Below are 16,667 nucleotides of genomic sequence, written 5' to 3' on the forward strand. Positions count from 1 at the left end.
GTGCGGCGCCCCACCGGACCCGGCGCTAGAACCCCCGGGTCCGTTTGGCCGCCCGCCTGCCCGCGGCACTCGCCGCACCCGGCACCTTCAGGAACAGCCGCGAGATCTCCCCGCCCAGGTTCACCCCGATCGCGATGGCCATCGCCAGCGCCACCGCGCTGGACAGCGACAGCAGCCCCTGGTCGACCTCGCTCTGCGCGATCCCCAGCAGACCGAAGTACGTCGCCGAACCGGGCAGCAGCGGCCCGATCGCCGCGGTCGTGTACGGCAGCGCCGACGCGAACCGGTACCGGGACATGAGCTGCCCGAACAGGCCGACGAGACCCGCCGCGGCGGCCGTGGAGGCCACCGGCGAGATGTCGCCCGCGTGGTGCATGGCACCGAACACGCACCAGGCGATGCCGCCGTTCAGGGTCACCGCCAGCACGGTGGATCGTTCCTGCTGGAGCAGGATCGCGAAGGCCAGCGACAGGAGCATCGCGCCGAAGATCTGCACGAACGGTTCGTCGCCCGAGCCCAGCTTGGCGTCCGGGTTGAGCTCGGCGCCCAACTGGACGCCGAAGTACAGCACCACCAGCACCCCGGCGACGATGCTGACGAAGAAGTACATGACCTCCAGCAGACGCGCCGCGGCGGTGATGTAGAAGCCGGTCAGACCGTCCTGCACCCCCGCGACCAGCGCCCGCCCCGGCAGCAGCGCGAACAGCCCACCGGTGATGACCGCGGACGCCTTCACGTCGACGTGCGTCACCGTCAGCGCGACGCCCATCGCGGCGGGCGGCATCGCCGCCACCGCGAACTGGTAGAACTCCGGCAGCCCGCGCCCGGCACACAGCCACGCCAGCCGGTCGCCGAGCATCGAGCCGAACATCGCCGCGAAGAACACGGTCAGTCCGCCACCGACCAGCAGCGAGGCGCCGCCCGCGAGCAGACCGCTCGCCACGGTCAGCACCCATGTGGGGTACGGGTGCCGGTTGCGGCGGATCTCCGCGAGGCGCCGGTAGGCCTCCTCCAGGGAGATGTTGGTCTCCGGGTCCGAGAGGTCGTCCACCAGATGGAAGACGGCCGCGAGCCGCGTGTAGTCGGTGCCCCGCCGGCGTACCGTGCGCGACGCCGTCACCGGGTCGTCCACCAGCGACGGCTGGTAGGAGATCGCCAGCAGGGTGAACGTGACGTTCGGCTCGCAGCGGTCCAGGCCGTAGGACCGGCAGACGGCGAACATCGCCGCCTCCACGTCCTCGGCGCCCTCACCGCCCGCCAGCAGCAGCTCCCCGATACGCAGGGTCAGGTCGAGCACGCGCGGCACCGCGGGGCCGGTCTCGTCGTCGTGCTTCTGCGAGGGCTCGGGCGCGGGCCGCTCGGCCACCGGCATCCGCAGCATGGCGCGCATCCGGTCCTGCCAGGGCACGTCCGTCAGGTTGATCGCCGGGAAGCCGCTCGCCGGGGTGAAGGCGGTCGGGGCGGTCCAGGCGCTGTGCGTGCTCGGCAGGGTGAAGGCCGAGCCCTCGGCGTCCGCGGGCGCGCCCGGCGGCGCCTCCAGCCCGTCGGGCAGCGAGAACTCCGAGGTCGTCTCGGACTCCGTGTCCGCGTGCCGCGAGAAGGCCAGCCCCTGCGGGATCTCGAACTCGGACGTCGTCGACGACTCCCCGTCGAGCGACGCCGCGACCCCACTGGGCTGCTGGAAGGCGCTGCGGGCCTCGTCCGTCTGCGGCTTGCGGTCCTCCGCCTCCGTCACCTCACGACTCTCCCTGGATACCCGGTTCGAACACACCCTCCTGTAGCCCTCAGTATGCGCAACCAAACGCGAACGGGCCGCACGCGTGTGCGTGCGGCCCGTTACGGGAGGGGCGCCTGTTCAGTGGCCGCCCTGGTCCTTGAATCGCTTGTACGACCGCTCGATCTCGGCCTCGGCGTCGGTGCGGCCCACCCAGTCGGCGCCCTCGACGGACTTGCCGGGCTCCAGGTCCTTGTAGACCTCGAAGAAGTGCTGGATCTCCAGGCGGTCGAACTCCGACACGTGGTGGATGTCCCGCAGGTGCTCCACGCGCGGGTCGGTCGACGGCACGCACAGCAGCTTGTCGTCGCCGCCGGCCTCGTCCGTCATCCGGAACATGCCGATCGCGCGGCAGCGGATGAGGCAGCCCGGGAAGGTCGGCTCGTCCAGGATGACCAGCGCGTCCAGCGGGTCACCGTCCTCGCCGAGGGTGTTCTCGACGAAGCCGTAGTCGGTCGGGTAGGCGGTCGAGGTGAAAAGGCGGCGGTCCAGGCGGATACGACCGGTCTCGTGGTCCACCTCGTACTTGTTCCGCGAACCCTTCGGGATCTCGATCGTGACGTCGAACTCCACCGGACGCTCCTCCATGATCAGCACATAGTTCTGGTGGTTAAGTGTCCCTCACGCAGGTGTGTGATCGCGAAAGGGGCTGGTGATCGTGCCAGAGCTGAGGCCTTGGCGGACCGCGAGACCGCATGTGGTGCGGGCCGCGGGCGTCGTACGTCCCCGTGTGGCACGCGTCGCCCGGGCCGCCGGACCGCGGGTCGCGCGGTTCGCACGGGCCACGGCGCCGCGGTTCGCACGGGCCACGATGCCGCGGCTTGCCCGGATCACGAGGCCGAAGACCTGGCAGTACACCGCCGGTGCCGCCACCGCCGGGCTGGCACTCGCCGCCGGTGTGGTGACCGCCGCCGGCCCCTGGGACTCCACGGGTCAGCGTACGGCCGAGCGGGACCGGGCCGTCGCCCTCGAGCGCACGCGTGGCACAGATCACGGTCGCGGACCCGGGGCTTCTGGGCCCCGCCCCGCGCCCAGCGCCGGAGCCGTACTGGCCGGCCTCGGCGACGGCTCCGCGCCGGGCGGCGTCAAGGCGGCGCCCCGCGGCACGGCCCTCGCGGACCTCCTCGACCCCCTGCTGAAGGACGACCCCGCGCTCGGCGAGCACCGCTCGGCGGCCGTCGTCGACCTCACCACCGGCAAGCGCCTCTACGGCCTCGGCGCCGACGTCCCCCTCACCCCCGCCTCCACCACGAAGATCGCCACCGCCGTCGCCGCCCTCACCGCCCTCGGCCCCGACCACCGCCTCACCACCCGCACCGCCCTGGAGGCCGACACCGGCGAACTCGTCCTGGTCGGCGGCGGCGACCCCACCCTCACCGCGCGCAAGGACGCCCGGGGCCTCGCGAGCCTGCGCACCCTCGCCGAGAAGACAGCCGCCGCCCTGAAGAAGCGCGACGTGCGCAAGGTGACGCTGTCCTACGACACGACGCTCTACGCCGGTACGGAAACGCACCCGATCGGGGTCAACGAGAACCTCGCCCAGGTCACCGCGCTGATGGCCGACGAGGCCCGCACCGACGACTCCACCAGCGGCCCCGCCCCCCGGGTGCCCGACCCGGCCGCCGACGCCGCCCGCACCTTCGCCGGCTTCCTGAAGCAGCACGGCATCACCGCCTCGGCCCCCGGCCCCTCCAAGGCCACGAACCGCGCCGACACCCTCGCCAAGGTCTCCTCGCCCCCGCTGTCGGCCCTGGTCGAGCGGATGCTGACCAACAGCGACAACGACCTCGCCGAGGCCCTGGCCCGCCACACCGCCGTGGCGACCGGCAAGCCCGCCGACTTCGACGGGGCGGGCGCCGCGATCGCGGTCCGGCTGAAGCAGCTCGGCCTTCCGGTGCGCGGCGCGCGGTTCCACGACGGAAGCGGCCTGGACCGCGCCGACCGGGTCTCCGCCGAGCTGCTCACCGCCCTGCTGGCCGAGGCGGCCGACCCGGCCCGCCCCCGGCTGCGCCCGGTCCTCACGGGCCTCCCCGTCGCCCACTTCACCGGCACACTGGCCGGCCGTTACACGGACGGCGCAGCGGGCCTCGTCCGCGCCAAGACAGGCACCCTGACGGGCGTGAACACCCTCGCCGGCACGGTGACCACCCCCGACGGCCGCCTCCTGGCCTTCGCCTTCCTGGCCAACGACACGAGGGACCCCTGGGCGGCCCAGTCGGCTCTGGACAGAGCGGCGACGGCGCTGGCGTCGCCGTAGCCGCGGGCAGTCGTGCCGCTGGGGCGGCACGGGTGGGCGCGGCGGCACCGCAACGCGGGGTGCCCAGGCACGGACCTCGCCCCCGCCGACCTCGTACGCACCCCCGGGCACCGCACAGCCTGCCCCCAGCGGCAGCGCTCCCGTACCGTTGACGCATGACGAGCATCGGCGCACATTCCGGCATGGTCGACTGGAACCTCGCGGTGGCGACCGCGACCCGGCTCGTACGGCCGGGCCCCGAGGTGAGCCGTGACGAGGCCAGAGCCGTCGTCGCGGAACTCCGCCGCCATGCCAAGGTCTCGGAGGAACACGTCCGGGGCTTCACCCGTATGGCCACCGACGAGATCCACGACACCCCCGTCCTCGTCGTCGACCGCCCGGGGTGGGTCCGGGCGAACGTCGCCGGGTTCCGGGAGATCCTCAAACCCCTGCTGGAGAAGATGCAGGAGCGGCGCGGCGACGGCGCGGGCAACGCGGTCCTCGGCGCCGTCGGCGGCAAGGTCACCGGCGTGGAGCTGGGCATGCTGCTGTCGTTCCTGTCCTCCCGCGTCCTCGGCCAGTACGAGACGTTCGCCCCGGCCACCCGCGAACTGCCCGCGGGCGCGAACGGCGGCGGCCGGCTGCTGCTGGTCGCGCCGAACATCGTGCACGTCGAGCGTGAACTCGACGTCGAACCCCACGACTTCCGCCTGTGGGTGACCCTGCACGAGGAGACCCACCGCACGCAGTTCACCGCCGTGCCCTGGCTGCGCGACCACCTCGAGGGCGAAATCCAGTCGTTCCTCGCGGAGACCGACGTCGACCCCATGACCGTCCTCGAGCGGGTCCGCGAGGCCGCCCAGACCCTCGCCGGGGGCCGCCCCGAGGCGGAGGAGGACGACGGTGGCCGGTCGCTGGTGGAGCTGGTGCAGACCCCGGCCCAACGGGAGGTCCTGGGCCGTCTCACCGCCGTGATGTCCCTCCTGGAGGGCCACGCCGACTTCGTGATGGACGGGGTGGGCCCGGAGGTCGTGCCGAGCGTCGGGGAGATCCGCGAGAAGTTCCAGCAGCGCCGCGCCAAGGGCGCCTCCCGCCTCGACATGGCGCTGCGCAAGCTGCTCGGCCTGGACGCCAAGCTCCGCCAGTACCGGGACGGCGAACGCTTCGTGCGGGCCGTCGTCGACGAGTGCGGCATGGACGGTTTCAACCGTGTCTGGACCTCGCCCAACACCCTCCCCACCAAGTCGGAGATCGCCAAACCGGCGGACTGGATCGCGCGGGTGCACCGCAAGCCGGAGTCGTGAGCCCCGCGGGCGGGGCGTGAACGATTCCGGCCGACGGCAGGCGAACGCCCCTCCAATCACCCGTCCGAGGGACCGTGAGCCTTCGGCAGGCGTGCGATGCTCGGGGAACGGCCTGTTTCTGTCACCATCTACACACTCTGCGTGACCGAGCCTCGGGCTCATCCCCGAAAATTTCATGAAGGGCACCGGACATGGGTCCCCATCCTGCGGTCGCGGCGATACGCCTGGCGGTCCGCCGCGTCCTCCACGACGTCCTCTCCGAAATCCTCACCGAACCGAACACCACGGCCGGCGTCCCCGCCGCGACGGCCGCCGAACGAACGCCAGAACGCATCCCCGAGCGCGCACCCGAACGTACTCCCGGGCGCGCGCCCGCGCTCCCGACGGCGCCGCTCGTGCTCGTGGCGTGCTCCGGTGGCGCCGACTCGATGGCGCTCGCCTCCGCCCTCGCCTTCGAGGCCCCCCGGCTCGGCATCCGGGCCGGCGGCGTCACCGTCGACCACGGCCTGCAGAACGGCTCCGACCTGCGCGCCGAAGAGGTCGTCCTGCGCCTGCGCGAACTCGGCCTCGACCCCGTGGAGGCCACCGCCGTGAGCGTCGGCCGCGCGGGCGGGCCCGAAGCCGCCGCCCGCGACGCCCGCTACGCCGCCCTGGACGCCGCCGCCGCCCGCCACCGGGCCGCCGCCGTCCTGCTCGGCCACACCCGCGACGACCAGGCCGAGACCGTCCTGCTGGGCCTCGCCCGCGGCTCCGGCATCCGCTCCCTGTCGGGCATGGCCGCGGTCTCGGGGGCCGACGGCCGTTACCGGCGCCCCTTCCTCCAGGTCGACCGGCAGACCGCCCGCAAGGCCTGCATGGTCCAGTCCCTCCCCGTCTGGGACGACCCGCACAACGCCGACCCCGCGTACACCCGTTCCCGGCTGCGCCACGAGGGCCTGCCCGCCCTGGAGAAGGCCCTCGGCAAGGGCGTCGTCGAGGCCCTCGCCCGTACGGCCCAACTCTCCCGGGACGACGCCGACGCCCTCGACACCTGGGCCCGCCAGGCCGAGGCCGGCGTCCGCGACGCCACCGGCGTCCTGGAGTGCGCGGGGCTCTACGCCCTGCCGCCCGCCGTACGCCGTCGGATCCTGCGCCGCGCCGCCATCGAGGCCGGTGCCCCCGCCGGCGCGCTGTTCGCCCGTCACCTCGAGGAAGTCGACCGGCTGATCACCGGCTGGCGCGGCCAGGGGGCCATCAACCTCCCCGGCAAAGTCGTCGCCCGGCGGCAGGGTGGCAGACTGGTGATTCGGCAAGGCTGAATCCGGCCGGTGGGACGACCGAAAGTGATGCGGGTGGACGCGAACGACATGGGTGCCGACCTCGAGAAGGTACTCATCACCAAGGAAGAGATCGACGCGAAGCTGGTCGAGCTGGCCGCGAAGATCGACGCGGAGTACGCGGGCAAGGACCTGCTCATCGTCGGTGTGCTCAAGGGCGCGGTGATGGTCATGGCCGACCTCGCCCGGTCGTTGTCCACCCCCGTCACGATGGACTGGATGGCGGTGTCCTCGTACGGCGCGGGCACCCAGTCCTCCGGCGTGGTGCGGATCCTCAAGGACCTCGACACCGACATCAAGGGCAGGCACGTCCTGATCGTCGAGGACATCATCGACTCCGGACTGACCCTGTCCTGGCTGATCTCCAACCTCGGCTCGCGCGAGCCCGCCTCCCTCAAGGTGTGCACGCTGCTGCGCAAGCCCGACGCCGCGAAGGTCGCCATCGAGGTGGAGTGGGTCGGCTTCGACATCCCCAACGAGTTCGTCGTCGGCTACGGCCTCGACTACGCCGAGAAATACCGCAACCTTCCGTTCGTCGGTACGCTCGCGCCCCACGTGTACGGCGGCTGACGCGGCCTGTAACGCGTTTCACGGCGTTTCGCCGGGCGGACCGGGAACCCCGGAGGCCCTCGCGCCGTTGAAGCATGCAGACGGGACGTCAACCCTCCCGTGCGGCTGAGAGCCGCCGCGCTGGGGTACCGTCAGAAGAACTGTCTTTTCAAACTCACTATGGCAGGAGGGACGGGGCGACACCGCTCCGTGTGGATGGACGTGAAGCGATACTTCCGTGGGCCAATCATGTGGATCGTGCTGGCCGTCCTTGCCGTGGTCGTGTTGATGCAGGTCGTTGGCTCGTCCGGCGGCTACAAGACGGTGGACACCGGCCAGGTCGTCCAGGCGATCAACGACAACAAGGTCGAGTCGGCCAAGCTGACCACCGGCGACGAGCAGACCATCAAGGTTCAGCTCAAGGACGGCACAAAGGTCGAGGACAGCTCGAAGATCCAGGCGAGCTACATCGGCGACCAGGGCGTCGACATCGCCAACACCCTGCAGAACAAGTACCAGGACAAGCAGATCCCCGACGGCTACACCGTGTCGCCGTCGAAGCAGAACCCCTTCGTGGGCATCCTGCTCTCCCTGCTCCCGTTCGTCCTGATCGTCGTCGTCTTCCTGTTCCTGATGAATCAGATGCAGGGCGGCGGCAGCCGCGTGATGCAGTTCGGCAAGTCCAAGGCCAAGCTCATCACCAAGGACACCCCCAAGACGACGTTCTCCGACGTCGCCGGTTCCGACGAGGCCGTCGAGGAGCTCCACGAGATCAAGGAGTTCCTCCAGGAGCCGGCCAAGTTCCAGGCCGTCGGCGCCAAGATTCCCAAGGGCGTGCTGCTGTACGGCCCGCCCGGCACCGGCAAGACCCTGCTCGCGCGTGCTGTCGCGGGTGAGGCGGGCGTGCCGTTCTACTCGATCTCGGGTTCCGACTTCGTCGAGATGTTCGTCGGTGTCGGTGCCTCCCGAGTGCGAGACCTGTTCGAGCAGGCCAAGGCGAACGCCCCGGCCATCGTCTTCGTCGACGAGATCGACGCGGTCGGCCGCCATCGCGGCGCCGGCCTCGGCGGCGGTCACGACGAGCGCGAGCAGACCCTGAACCAGCTCCTCGTCGAGATGGACGGCTTCGACGTCAAGGGCGGCGTGATCCTCATCGCCGCGACGAACCGGCCCGACATCCTCGACCCGGCGCTGCTGCGCCCCGGCCGCTTCGACCGGCAGATCGCCGTCGACCGTCCGGACATGCAGGGCCGTCTGGAGATCCTCAAGGTCCACCAGAAGGGCAAGCCGGTCGCCCCCGACGTCGACCTGTCGGCCGTCGCCCGCCGTACGCCCGGCATGACCGGCGCCGACCTGGCCAACGTGCTGAACGAGGCCGCCCTGCTGACGGCCCGCAGCAACCAGAAGCTGGTCGACAACCACATGCTGGACGAGGCGATCGACCGTGTGGTCGCGGGCCCGCAGAAGCGGACCCGGATCATGTCGGACAAGGAGAAGAAGATCACCGCGTACCACGAGGGCGGCCACGCCCTGGTCGCGGCGGCCTCACCGAACTCCGACCCGGTCCACAAGATCACCATCCTGTCGAGAGGCCGGGCCCTCGGTTACACGATGGTGCTCCCGGACGAGGACAAGTACTCGACCACGCGCAACGAGATGCTCGACCAGCTCGCCTACATGATGGGCGGCCGCGCGGCCGAGGAACTGGTCTTCCACGACCCGACGACGGGTGCCGCCAACGACATCGAGAAGGCCACCGGTCTGGCTCGTGCGATGGTCACGCAGTACGGCATGACCGAGCGGCTCGGCGCGATCAAGTTCGGCGGCGACAACTCCGAGCCCTTCCTCGGGCGTGAGATGGGTCACCAGCGCGACTACTCGGAAGAGGTCGCCGCGCTGGTCGACGAGGAGGTCAAGAGGCTCATCGAGACGGCGCACAACGAGGCCTGGGAGATCCTGGTCGAGAACCGCGACGTCCTCGACAACCTCGTCCTCGCGCTGCTGGAGAAGGAGACGCTGGGCAAGGAGGAGATCGCCGAGGTCTTCGCCCAGATCGTCAAGCGCCCGGCCCGGCCCGCCTGGACCGGCTCCTCCCGCCGTACGCCCTCGACCCGGCCGCCGGTGCTCTCCCCCAAGGAGCTCGCACTGACGAACGGAGCGAACGGCGCGACGGCGGCGATCTCCACCGCCAAGAGCACCACGGTGGAGCCCGCCCCGGCACCGGAACGAGCTCCGGAGGACCGCCCGGAGAGCTGACAGGCACCCCGGCGGCCCCACCGGGCCCGGAATGTATGCCGACCGCAGGACGGATCAGGAACGAGGCACCAGATGACCGACCCCGTGACGTTGGACGGCGAGGGCCAGATCGGCGAGTTCGACGAGAAGCGGGCCGAGGACGCCGTACGCGAGCTGCTCATCGCGGTCGGCGAGGACCCGGACCGCGAGGGCCTGCGGGAGACTCCGGCGCGTGTGGCGCGGGCGTATCGGGAACTCCTCGCGGGACACACGCAGGAGCCCGAGGACGTGCTGACGACGACGTTCGACATCGGGCATGACGAGATGGTCCTGGTGAAGGACATCGAAATCGTCAGTCTGTGCGAGCATCACATGCTGCCGTTCCACGGTGTGGCGCACATCGGGTACATCCCGGCAGCGAGCGGCAAGATCACCGGCCTGTCGAAACTCGCGCGGCTGGTCGAGGTCTTCGCGCGTCGCCTGCAGGTGCAGGAACGTCTCACCACGCAGGTCGCCGACTCTCTCATGCGGATCCTGGAGGCCCGAGGCGTGATCGTCGTCGTCGAGGCCGAGCACATGTGCATGTCGGTACGCGGGGTTCGCAAGCCGGGGGCCAAGACCACGACGTCGGCGGTGCGCGGGCAGCTGCGGGACGCGACGACCCGGGCCGAGGCAATGAGCCTGATACTGGCACGCTGACCTGATTGTCAGTGGTGCCCGATATCGTCCTTGGTCAGTGAGTCGATCGCTGATCAAGGGGGGATCGCGGTGGCGTACGGCCTGCCCAGCAAACAGACGGTGAACACCGTCGAGGGACGCTCGCAGGCGCGGAGTGTACGGGTGGGGTGCCGCCTGTGGATGTTGGACGGGGCGCGTACGGTTCCGACCACGGTCGCGGCGGTCACCACCACCCGCGCTCGCGCAGTGGTGGACGCCGTGACCGATCATCTGACGTTCACCGTGGCGCCCGACCAGTTGCTGGGTACGCCCGACGGGTGGGTTCACGCGCGGGACGCCACGGGAACCGTGCTCGCCTGGACGCAGGCACGGAAGTTGTGTCGCACCCGGTTCACCGTCAAGCCGGGTTATGAGCTGGGCTATCTGATCGGAGCCAACTGCGCGGACGGGACCGTCGGCAGGAACTACGTCTCGTTGGTGGTCAATGACGAGGCCTTCGCCTCGGCACTATGCGGCGTGCCTCACGGCCGTGACCGGACTGCCCGCCCGTCTGGAGGCGGTGACGCGACCTTCTGGTTACCTTCAGCGGGACGTTCCGGGCTTTCGCGTCCGTGTCGTGTCGTCCTACCTGGCCGATCTGATGAGGCAGTACGTGGGTGGCGATGCGCACCACATGCGGCAGCGGTTCCCCAGGGTGGTCCTCCGGGACAGGGAAACCTTCGAGGGCTTCCTGGACGGCTACACGGACGGCGACGGCTTCCGTTCCAAGAGGTGGTCGGGTCGAGTGCTCGTTAGCGGGAACGTGGCGTTCCTTTCGGACCTGGCACAGGTGCTGGGCGCGCGGTTCACTCCGCGGACCAATGGCCTGGCGTCGCATCTGGTCGTGGTCGACGGTTGGTCCTCGCGCGGTGCTTTCAAGGCCGAGCGGCACCCTTTGCAACTCCGGGAGTCCTGCTGGACTCAGGTCCACGAGGTGCGGCTGCGGACCACCGCGAACAAGCCATTCACCCTCTACAACTACCGACTCGAACCACACCCCGGCTTCCTGGTCAACGGACATCTGGTCCGCCAGCCCTGGTGAGCCGGGTATGTCACGCCGCTGACGCCGTGCCCGGGTGGTCGTCGTCCTCGTCCTCCGGGAGCTTGCAGACCCGCTCCATGAAGACCGCGGCCGCTATGACGGCGATGCCCGCCACGACCGAGAGGCCGGCGTAGATGGCCTGGTCGCGGCGGGCCGGGATGTCGAGGTACTCCAGCAGGAAGACGCCGGTGCCGCCGTACATACCGGCGACGAGGGCGGCCACCAGGGCGCTGGCCTGGCCGAAGACGACCGCGCGGGCCGCCATCATCGGGTCGACGCCCTTGGCGCCCTGGACGCGCTCCCGCTGGGCCTTGAGGCGGGCGCGGATCGACAGGGCCGTGGCCAGCAGGATCACGGCGATCAGGGCGAGGACGACGGGCGCGGCCAGGGGGACGCTCGGGAGGCTCCCGAGCGAGTTCCACAGGCGGGCGCCGGCCCAGGACAGAATCCCGGCGACGACGAACACGCCGGCCAGCACCCTGATGCGCAGCTCTTTCACGGTGTCCCGGTGTCCCTTCGGTTCCCCTGCGTGGTCGTCCTGACCTCGTCGACCTTAACGACTACTCGGGCAGGTGGAGTTCCAGGTCGGCGCGGGCCGCGACGCCTTCGCGGGTGACGGAGTCCAGGAGGTCGGCGACCGTGCCCTGTCCGGGCAGCCGGGCCTCGGGGTCCACGTCGAGCCAGGGGGCGAGCACGAAGGCGCGTTCGTGGGCGCGCGGGTGGGGGAGGGTGAGCTGCGGATCGTCGGAGACGACCTCGGCGTAGGCGACGATGTCGACGTCCAGGGTGCGCGGGCCCCAGTGCTCGTCACGGACGCGGTGGAAGGCCTCCTCGACCGCGTGCGCGCGCTCCAGGAGGGAGGACGGGGGCAGGGTGGTCTTCACGACCACGACCGCGTTGAAGTACGCCGGCTGACTGCCGGGGTCGACACCCCACGGCTCCGTCTCGTACACCGGAGAGACCCCTTTGACGCGTACGCCCGGGGTGTCCTCCAGGGCGTCGATCGCGCCCTGCAGGGTCTCCAGGCGGTTGCCGAGGTTGGCGCCGAGGGCGATCACGGCGCGTTTGGGGTTGGACAGGGTGGTGTCCGCGGCGTCGACCTGCTCGATGACGGAGGCGGGCACGGGCTGGACGGTCGGGTCGCTCGGACCGTGGGCGAAGGGGGCGCTCATACACGGCTCCGGATGATGGTGACGGTCACGTCGTCGAAGGGCACGGTGATCGGCGCGTCCGGCTTGTGGACGCAGACCTCGACCTCCTCGACCCCTTCGTGCTTCAGACAGACCTGGGCGATGTGCTCGGCGAGCGTCTCGACGAGGTTCACCGGCTCGCCCTCCACGACGGCCACGACCTCCTCGGCGACGATGCCGTAGTGCACGGTCTTCGCCAGGTCGTCGTCGGCCGCGGCCGGGCGGGTGTCCAGGCCAAGGACTATGTCCACGAGGAAGGTCTGGCCGTCCTCGCGTTCCCTGGGGAACACACCGTGGTGCCCGCGGGCCTTCAGGCCGCGCAGCGCGACACGATCCACGCGAATCACTCCTGCAGTCGTCGGTCTCGGCCGGTCGTACCACGTGCGGGCGGTACGGCGGCCCCAGTCGAATCTACCCGCGGGCACCGACAGTGCCGGGCCACGGGGGGTGTGGGGGCGGGCGGGGAGCGGCAGGTTTCACCGTGCGTTTTCCCTGGCGGCCCCGGTGGATCACGGGTTGGTAGCCGCATTTACCCGCCGTCCGTGATTCCAACCACTTCTCGGCACCCCGGGTCGGATCGGGTCAGGTCAGGTCAGGTCAGGTCCGGTCGGGTCCGGTCAGGGAGGGGTGTCCTCGCCGTCCCCGTCGTCGGTGTCGTCGGTCTCCGCCAGCACGGGGGAGGCGTGGTGGGACCAGAGCTTCCAGCCGGCGGGTGTGCGCCGGAACGTGTTGGTGGCGACCACGAGCTGGCCGACGAGCGGGCCCAGCTCCTCGTCGCCGTCGGGGGCGGGGCCGCCGCTGAGGATGTTCTCGGTGCAGGTGACCACGGCGGTGTCGCCGGTGACGGAGACGTGCACGTCGGTGAGGAAGAACTGGATGTAGTCGGTGTTCGCCATGATCAGCGCGTAGGACCGCAGGACCTCGCCGCGACCGGTGAGGACCGGCCAGCCGGGGTGCACGCAGGAGACCACACCGGCGTCGGCCGGGTCGTGGTAGGTCTCGTCGACGCCCAGGTCGGACGGGGTGAGCCAGAACTCGGAGACCTTCTCGAAATCGCCCTCCTCCAGCGCCTCGTAGAAGGCGGTGTTGGCGGCCTCGACCTGTTCGACGTCGAGGTGCGGCGCGTTCACCGGGCTCCTTCGACGGCGCGGGCGACCCGTACGGCGTCGGCCGTGGCGCGGACCTCGTGGACGCGCACGGCCCACGCGCCGGCGTGCGCCGCGAGGGCGGAGACCGCGGCGGTGGCCGCGTCGCGCTCGCGCGCGGGGGGCGGGGACGCCTCCGGGCCGGCCAGGACCCGGCCCAGGAACCGCTTGCGGGAGGCGGCGACCAGGAGGGGGTGGCCGAGGCCCAGCAGGCGGTCGAGGTGGGCGAGGAGGACGAGGTCGTGCCCGGCGTCCTTGGAGAAGCCGAGGCCGGGGTCGACGACCACGCGGTCGGGTGCGATGCCGCCCTCCAGGACCGTCTCCACGCGCGCGTGCAGTTCGTCGATCACCTCGGTGACGACGTCGTCGTAGACGCCCCTGACGTTGCCGCCCTCCAGGAGGCCGCGCCAGTGCATGACGACGAAGGGGGCGCCGGTGCCGGCGACGACCGGGATCATCCGGGGGTCGGCGAGGCCGCCGCTGACGTCGTTGACGAGGGCGGCGCCGGCGGCGAGGGCCTGCTCGGCGACGGAGGCGCGCATGGTGTCGACGGAGACCGGGACGCCCTCGGAGGCCAGGCCGCGCACGACCGGGACCACGCGCCTGAGTTCCTCGTCCTCGTCGACGCGGGTGGCGCCCGGGCGGGTGGACTCGCCGCCGACGTCCACCAGGTCGGCGCCCTCGGCGACCAGGTCGAGGCCGTGCTTGATGGCGGCCGTGGTGTCGAAGAAGCGGCCGCCGTCGGAGAACGAGTCGGGGGTCACGTTGACCACCCCCATGACCGCGCAGCGGTCCCATGCGGTCAGTCCCGCGAGGTGGCGGCGGCGGCCGGTCTGCTTGCTCATGTGTTCAGCGTAGGCGGTCGCGTGGGGAGGTGTCCGTGGCGGGAAACGTGCCCGCAGGGGCGCCGTACGGGCGTCCGGCGGCGCAGGAACCGTGGCAGCGGCACCGCGAGGGTGACGAACCCCTCGGCCTGCATCGCGGCGAGGCCGATGCGGGGGAGGTCGGCCGAGGCGCGGTAGACGACGAAGCGCGGCTCCCACCGGGGGCGGAACTTGGCGTTGAACTTGTACAGGGACTCGATCTGAAACCACCGGGACAGGAACACCAGCAGACCGCGCCACGCCCGCAGGACCGGCCCCGCGCCGATCTTCTCGCCGCGCGCGAGCGCCGCGCGGAACATCGCGAAGTTCAGCGATACCCGCGCGATGCCCAGCTTCGGGGCGGCCCGGAGCGCGGCCACGATCAGGAGTTCGTTCATGCCGGGGTCGGCCGCGCGGTCGCGGCGCATGAGGTCCAGGGACACCCCGTCCCTGCCCCACGGCACGAAGTGCAGGACCGCCTTGAGGTCGCCGTACTCGCCCGGCGCGTTGCCCGGCGCGTCGCCTGGCGCGTTGCCCGGCCCGTTGCCCGGCGCGTTGCCCGGTTCGTCGTCCTGCTTGTGTGCCGTCGCGATCAGGCAGTCCCCGTCGGCGGGGTCGCCGACGCGGCCCAGGGCCATGGAGAAGCCCCGCTCGGTGTCGGTGCCGCGCCACGCGTCGGCGGCGCGGCGGACGCGGTCCAGTTCGGCGTCGGAGAGGTCAGCCACGCGCCGTACCCGGGTCTCGTAACCGGCGCGCTCGATGCGCTTGACCATCTGGCGCACGTTGCGCATCGGGCGGCCGGCCAGGGAGAAATCCGCGACGTCCACCACCGCCTCGTCGCCGAGTTCGAGCGCGTCGAGCCCGGTCTCGCGGGTCCACACCTCGCCGCCGGTCTCGGAACAGCCCATGACGGCCGGGGTCCAGGAGTGGGCTTGGGCCTCGTCCATGAAGCGTTCGATGGCGCCCGGCCAGGCCTCGACGTCGCCTATGGGGTCGCCGCCGGCCAGCATCACACCGGAGACCACGCGGTAGGTGACCGCCGCCTTGCCGCTGGGGGAGAAGACGACGCCCTTGTCGCGGCGCAGCGCGAAGTGGCCGAGGGAGTCCCGGCCGCCGTGCCTGGCCAGCAGGGCGCGCAGCCGCGTCTCGTCGTCCTCGGTGAGGCGCGCGGCCGGGTGTTCGGGGCGGAAGGCCAGGTAGATGGTGGTGATGGCGGTCAGCAGGCCGAGCGCGCCCAGGGAGAAGGCGACCGTCCAGGTGGTGTTGCCCCGGTAGTCGACCGGGCCCTCGACGCCGAACAGGCCGTAGAGGACGTGGGTGATGCGGTCGGCCAGGCTCGGGTCGCCGAGCATCCGGTGCGGGTGGGCGTTGACGACGAGCAGTCCGAGCAGCAGGGAACCGGCGCTCATGAGGACGAGGTTGGCCAGCGCCCGCCAGCGGCTGCGCGGGTCGGGCAGGGCCGCGAACTGGTCGCGGTGGCGCAGCAGGGGCGCGAGCAGGAGGAGGGAGAGCAGTACGCCGAGGAGTGAGTGGCGGTAGCCGAACTGCGCGACGGCGCCCAGCGGGAGGAGGGCCACCGCCGCCCGCCAGGCCCGGCGTTTGCGGCGCCTGAGCCCGTGTGCGAGCAGCAGGAGCAGGACGCCGGCGCTGAGCGAGAGGGCCGCGGCGAACGGGCCGAACGCGCCCGGCAGGACCTCGGCGAGGGCGTGCATACGGCTGTGTCTGAAGCGCGGGAAGACGCCGGCGGCGATGTCCAGCAGGCCGACGAGCGCGCAGGCGCGGCCGACGAGGAGCGGCACGTTCGCCGGGCGGGGGCCGCGCAGTACGCGACGCACGCGGGTGTGCCTCGCCGGAACCGCACCCGACATTTCATCATCTGTCCTGACAGACATCGCACCTGTAGTCCTGCTGGTTCAGCGAGTGGTTCTGCGGGAGATCGTGGATCCGGGCCCGTTTCGGGCATCCGCCGACATTGCGCCCTCTAGGACGGTGTCTTGGGGGGACAGGTTCACTCCCCTTGATCCAAAAGTTCGGAAGCCGAGCGTTGAGACTTCATTGAGCTGGTGGCGGACAAGAAGCCGACACGGATCGCGTCGATCATTCTGGAAAGCGGCGGGCACCACCTCAATAGCCGGCAGGCGATGGGTTCCCACGGCGCCGAGGTGGGCGGGTGACAGAAACGATCATGGATTAATTCACCCGGCGTCGGCCATGTGGATTCCTGGTCCCGTGTGAACGCATCGGATATGGCGGTGTTTTTACGGGGCGGGGCGCCAAGATTCGCCTACGCGCGGTA

The 16,667-nt window shown here is 71.1% G+C and carries 15 protein-coding genes; 7 read left to right on the forward strand and 8 right to left on the reverse strand.

Annotated elements, in window-relative coordinates:
• Positions 1-25: 25 nt before the first annotated feature.
• Both KUM40_RS12840 and KUM40_RS12845 read right to left on the reverse strand, forming a co-directional pair.
• Positions 26-1,735 (reverse strand): threonine/serine exporter ThrE family protein, encoded by a 1,710-nt coding sequence (locus tag KUM40_RS12840; protein WP_217165957.1) that lies wholly within the window; start codon positions 1,733-1,735, stop codon positions 26-28.
• A 120-nt stretch (positions 1,736-1,855) separates the two neighbouring features.
• Positions 1,856-2,347, reverse strand: a complete 492-nt coding sequence (locus tag KUM40_RS12845; RefSeq protein ID WP_007452023.1) for an inorganic diphosphatase — start codon at positions 2,345-2,347, stop codon at positions 1,856-1,858.
• A 325-nt stretch (positions 2,348-2,672) separates the two neighbouring features.
• Between KUM40_RS12845 and dacB the strand changes: the two genes are divergently transcribed.
• From dacB to KUM40_RS41260, 7 genes are all read left to right on the forward strand, one after another.
• Positions 2,673-4,031 carry a D-alanyl-D-alanine carboxypeptidase/D-alanyl-D-alanine-endopeptidase gene (gene dacB / locus KUM40_RS12850; protein WP_308401131.1) on the forward strand — a complete coding sequence of 453 codons (1,359 nt, stop codon included), beginning with the start codon at positions 2,673-2,675 and terminating at the stop codon, positions 4,029-4,031.
• Positions 4,032-4,186: 155 nt separating this feature from the next.
• Positions 4,187-5,314 (forward strand): zinc-dependent metalloprotease, encoded by a 1,128-nt coding sequence (locus KUM40_RS12855; RefSeq protein WP_217165959.1) that lies wholly within the window; start codon positions 4,187-4,189, stop codon positions 5,312-5,314.
• A 191-nt stretch (positions 5,315-5,505) separates the two neighbouring features.
• A complete protein-coding gene (tilS, locus tag KUM40_RS12860) occupies positions 5,506-6,612 on the forward strand; it encodes a tRNA lysidine(34) synthetase TilS (RefSeq protein ID WP_217165960.1) in 1,107 nt (368 codons plus the stop codon).
• Between the two features lie 48 nt (positions 6,613-6,660).
• Complete coding sequence (gene hpt, locus KUM40_RS12865; RefSeq protein WP_254395035.1) at positions 6,661-7,200, forward strand: hypoxanthine phosphoribosyltransferase; 540 nt, start codon at positions 6,661-6,663, stop codon at positions 7,198-7,200.
• 195 nt (positions 7,201-7,395) lie between these two features.
• Complete coding sequence (gene ftsH, locus KUM40_RS12870; RefSeq protein WP_217165961.1) at positions 7,396-9,435, forward strand: ATP-dependent zinc metalloprotease FtsH; 2,040 nt, start codon at positions 7,396-7,398, stop codon at positions 9,433-9,435.
• Between the two features lie 72 nt (positions 9,436-9,507).
• Entirely contained in the window at positions 9,508-10,113 is a 606-nt protein-coding gene (gene folE, locus KUM40_RS12875) for a GTP cyclohydrolase I FolE (RefSeq protein ID WP_217165962.1), read from the forward strand.
• Between the two features lie 595 nt (positions 10,114-10,708).
• Positions 10,709-11,173 carry a hypothetical protein gene (locus tag KUM40_RS41260; RefSeq protein ID WP_254395023.1) on the forward strand — a complete coding sequence of 155 codons (465 nt, stop codon included), beginning with the start codon at positions 10,709-10,711 and terminating at the stop codon, positions 11,171-11,173.
• Between the two features lie 10 nt (positions 11,174-11,183).
• On the opposite strand, the gene KUM40_RS12885 is transcribed toward KUM40_RS41260, so the two are convergent.
• From KUM40_RS12885 to KUM40_RS12910, 6 genes are all read right to left on the reverse strand, one after another.
• The gene (locus tag KUM40_RS12885) at positions 11,184-11,672 is read right to left on the reverse strand and encodes a DUF3180 domain-containing protein (protein WP_217165963.1); all 489 of its coding nucleotides are present in this window, start codon (positions 11,670-11,672) and stop codon (positions 11,184-11,186) included.
• Positions 11,673-11,733: 61 nt separating this feature from the next.
• Complete coding sequence (gene folK / locus KUM40_RS12890; RefSeq protein ID WP_217165964.1) at positions 11,734-12,345, reverse strand: 2-amino-4-hydroxy-6-hydroxymethyldihydropteridine diphosphokinase; 612 nt, start codon at positions 12,343-12,345, stop codon at positions 11,734-11,736.
• A complete protein-coding gene (gene folB, locus KUM40_RS12895; protein ID WP_217165965.1) occupies positions 12,342-12,701 on the reverse strand; it encodes a dihydroneopterin aldolase in 360 nt (119 codons plus the stop codon). Before folB ends, folK begins: the two co-directional genes overlap by 4 nt.
• A gap of 279 nt (positions 12,702-12,980) precedes the next feature.
• The gene (locus KUM40_RS12900) at positions 12,981-13,493 is read right to left on the reverse strand and encodes a nuclear transport factor 2 family protein (protein WP_217165966.1); all 513 of its coding nucleotides are present in this window, start codon (positions 13,491-13,493) and stop codon (positions 12,981-12,983) included.
• Positions 13,490-14,353 (reverse strand): dihydropteroate synthase, encoded by an 864-nt coding sequence (folP, locus tag KUM40_RS12905; RefSeq protein WP_217165967.1) that lies wholly within the window; start codon positions 14,351-14,353, stop codon positions 13,490-13,492. Before folP ends, KUM40_RS12900 begins: the two co-directional genes overlap by 4 nt.
• Positions 14,350-16,239 carry a phosphatidylglycerol lysyltransferase domain-containing protein gene (locus KUM40_RS12910; protein ID WP_217165968.1) on the reverse strand — a complete coding sequence of 630 codons (1,890 nt, stop codon included), beginning with the start codon at positions 16,237-16,239 and terminating at the stop codon, positions 14,350-14,352. The genes folP and KUM40_RS12910 overlap by 4 nt, the downstream gene beginning before the upstream one ends.
• Positions 16,240-16,667 lie beyond the last annotated feature (428 nt).

The sequence above is a fragment of the Streptomyces sp. AC512_CC834 genome (assembly GCF_019049325.1).
Classification (GTDB): domain Bacteria; phylum Actinomycetota; class Actinomycetes; order Streptomycetales; family Streptomycetaceae; genus Streptomyces.

What these genes read in the sequence shown, in the direction of transcription:
- KUM40_RS12855 (WP_217165959.1), top strand. Translation starts at nt 4,187, where the DNA reads ATGACGAGCATCGGCGCACATTCCGGCATGGTCGACTGGAACCTCGCG.
- tilS (WP_217165960.1), top strand. Translation starts at nt 5,506, where the DNA reads ATGGGTCCCCATCCTGCGGTCGCGGCGATACGCCTGGCGGTCCGCCGC.
- hpt (WP_254395035.1), top strand. Translation starts at nt 6,661, where the DNA reads ATGGGTGCCGACCTCGAGAAGGTACTCATCACCAAGGAAGAGATCGAC.
- ftsH (WP_217165961.1), top strand. Translation starts at nt 7,396, where the DNA reads ATGGACGTGAAGCGATACTTCCGTGGGCCAATCATGTGGATCGTGCTG.
- folE (WP_217165962.1), top strand. Translation starts at nt 9,508, where the DNA reads ATGACCGACCCCGTGACGTTGGACGGCGAGGGCCAGATCGGCGAGTTC.
- folK (WP_217165964.1), bottom strand. Translation starts at nt 12,345, where the DNA reads ATGAGCGCCCCCTTCGCCCACGGTCCGAGCGACCCGACCGTCCAGCCC.
- folP (WP_217165967.1), bottom strand. Translation starts at nt 14,353, where the DNA reads ATGAGCAAGCAGACCGGCCGCCGCCGCCACCTCGCGGGACTGACCGCA.
- KUM40_RS12910 (WP_217165968.1), bottom strand. Translation starts at nt 16,239, where the DNA reads ATGTCGGGTGCGGTTCCGGCGAGGCACACCCGCGTGCGTCGCGTACTG.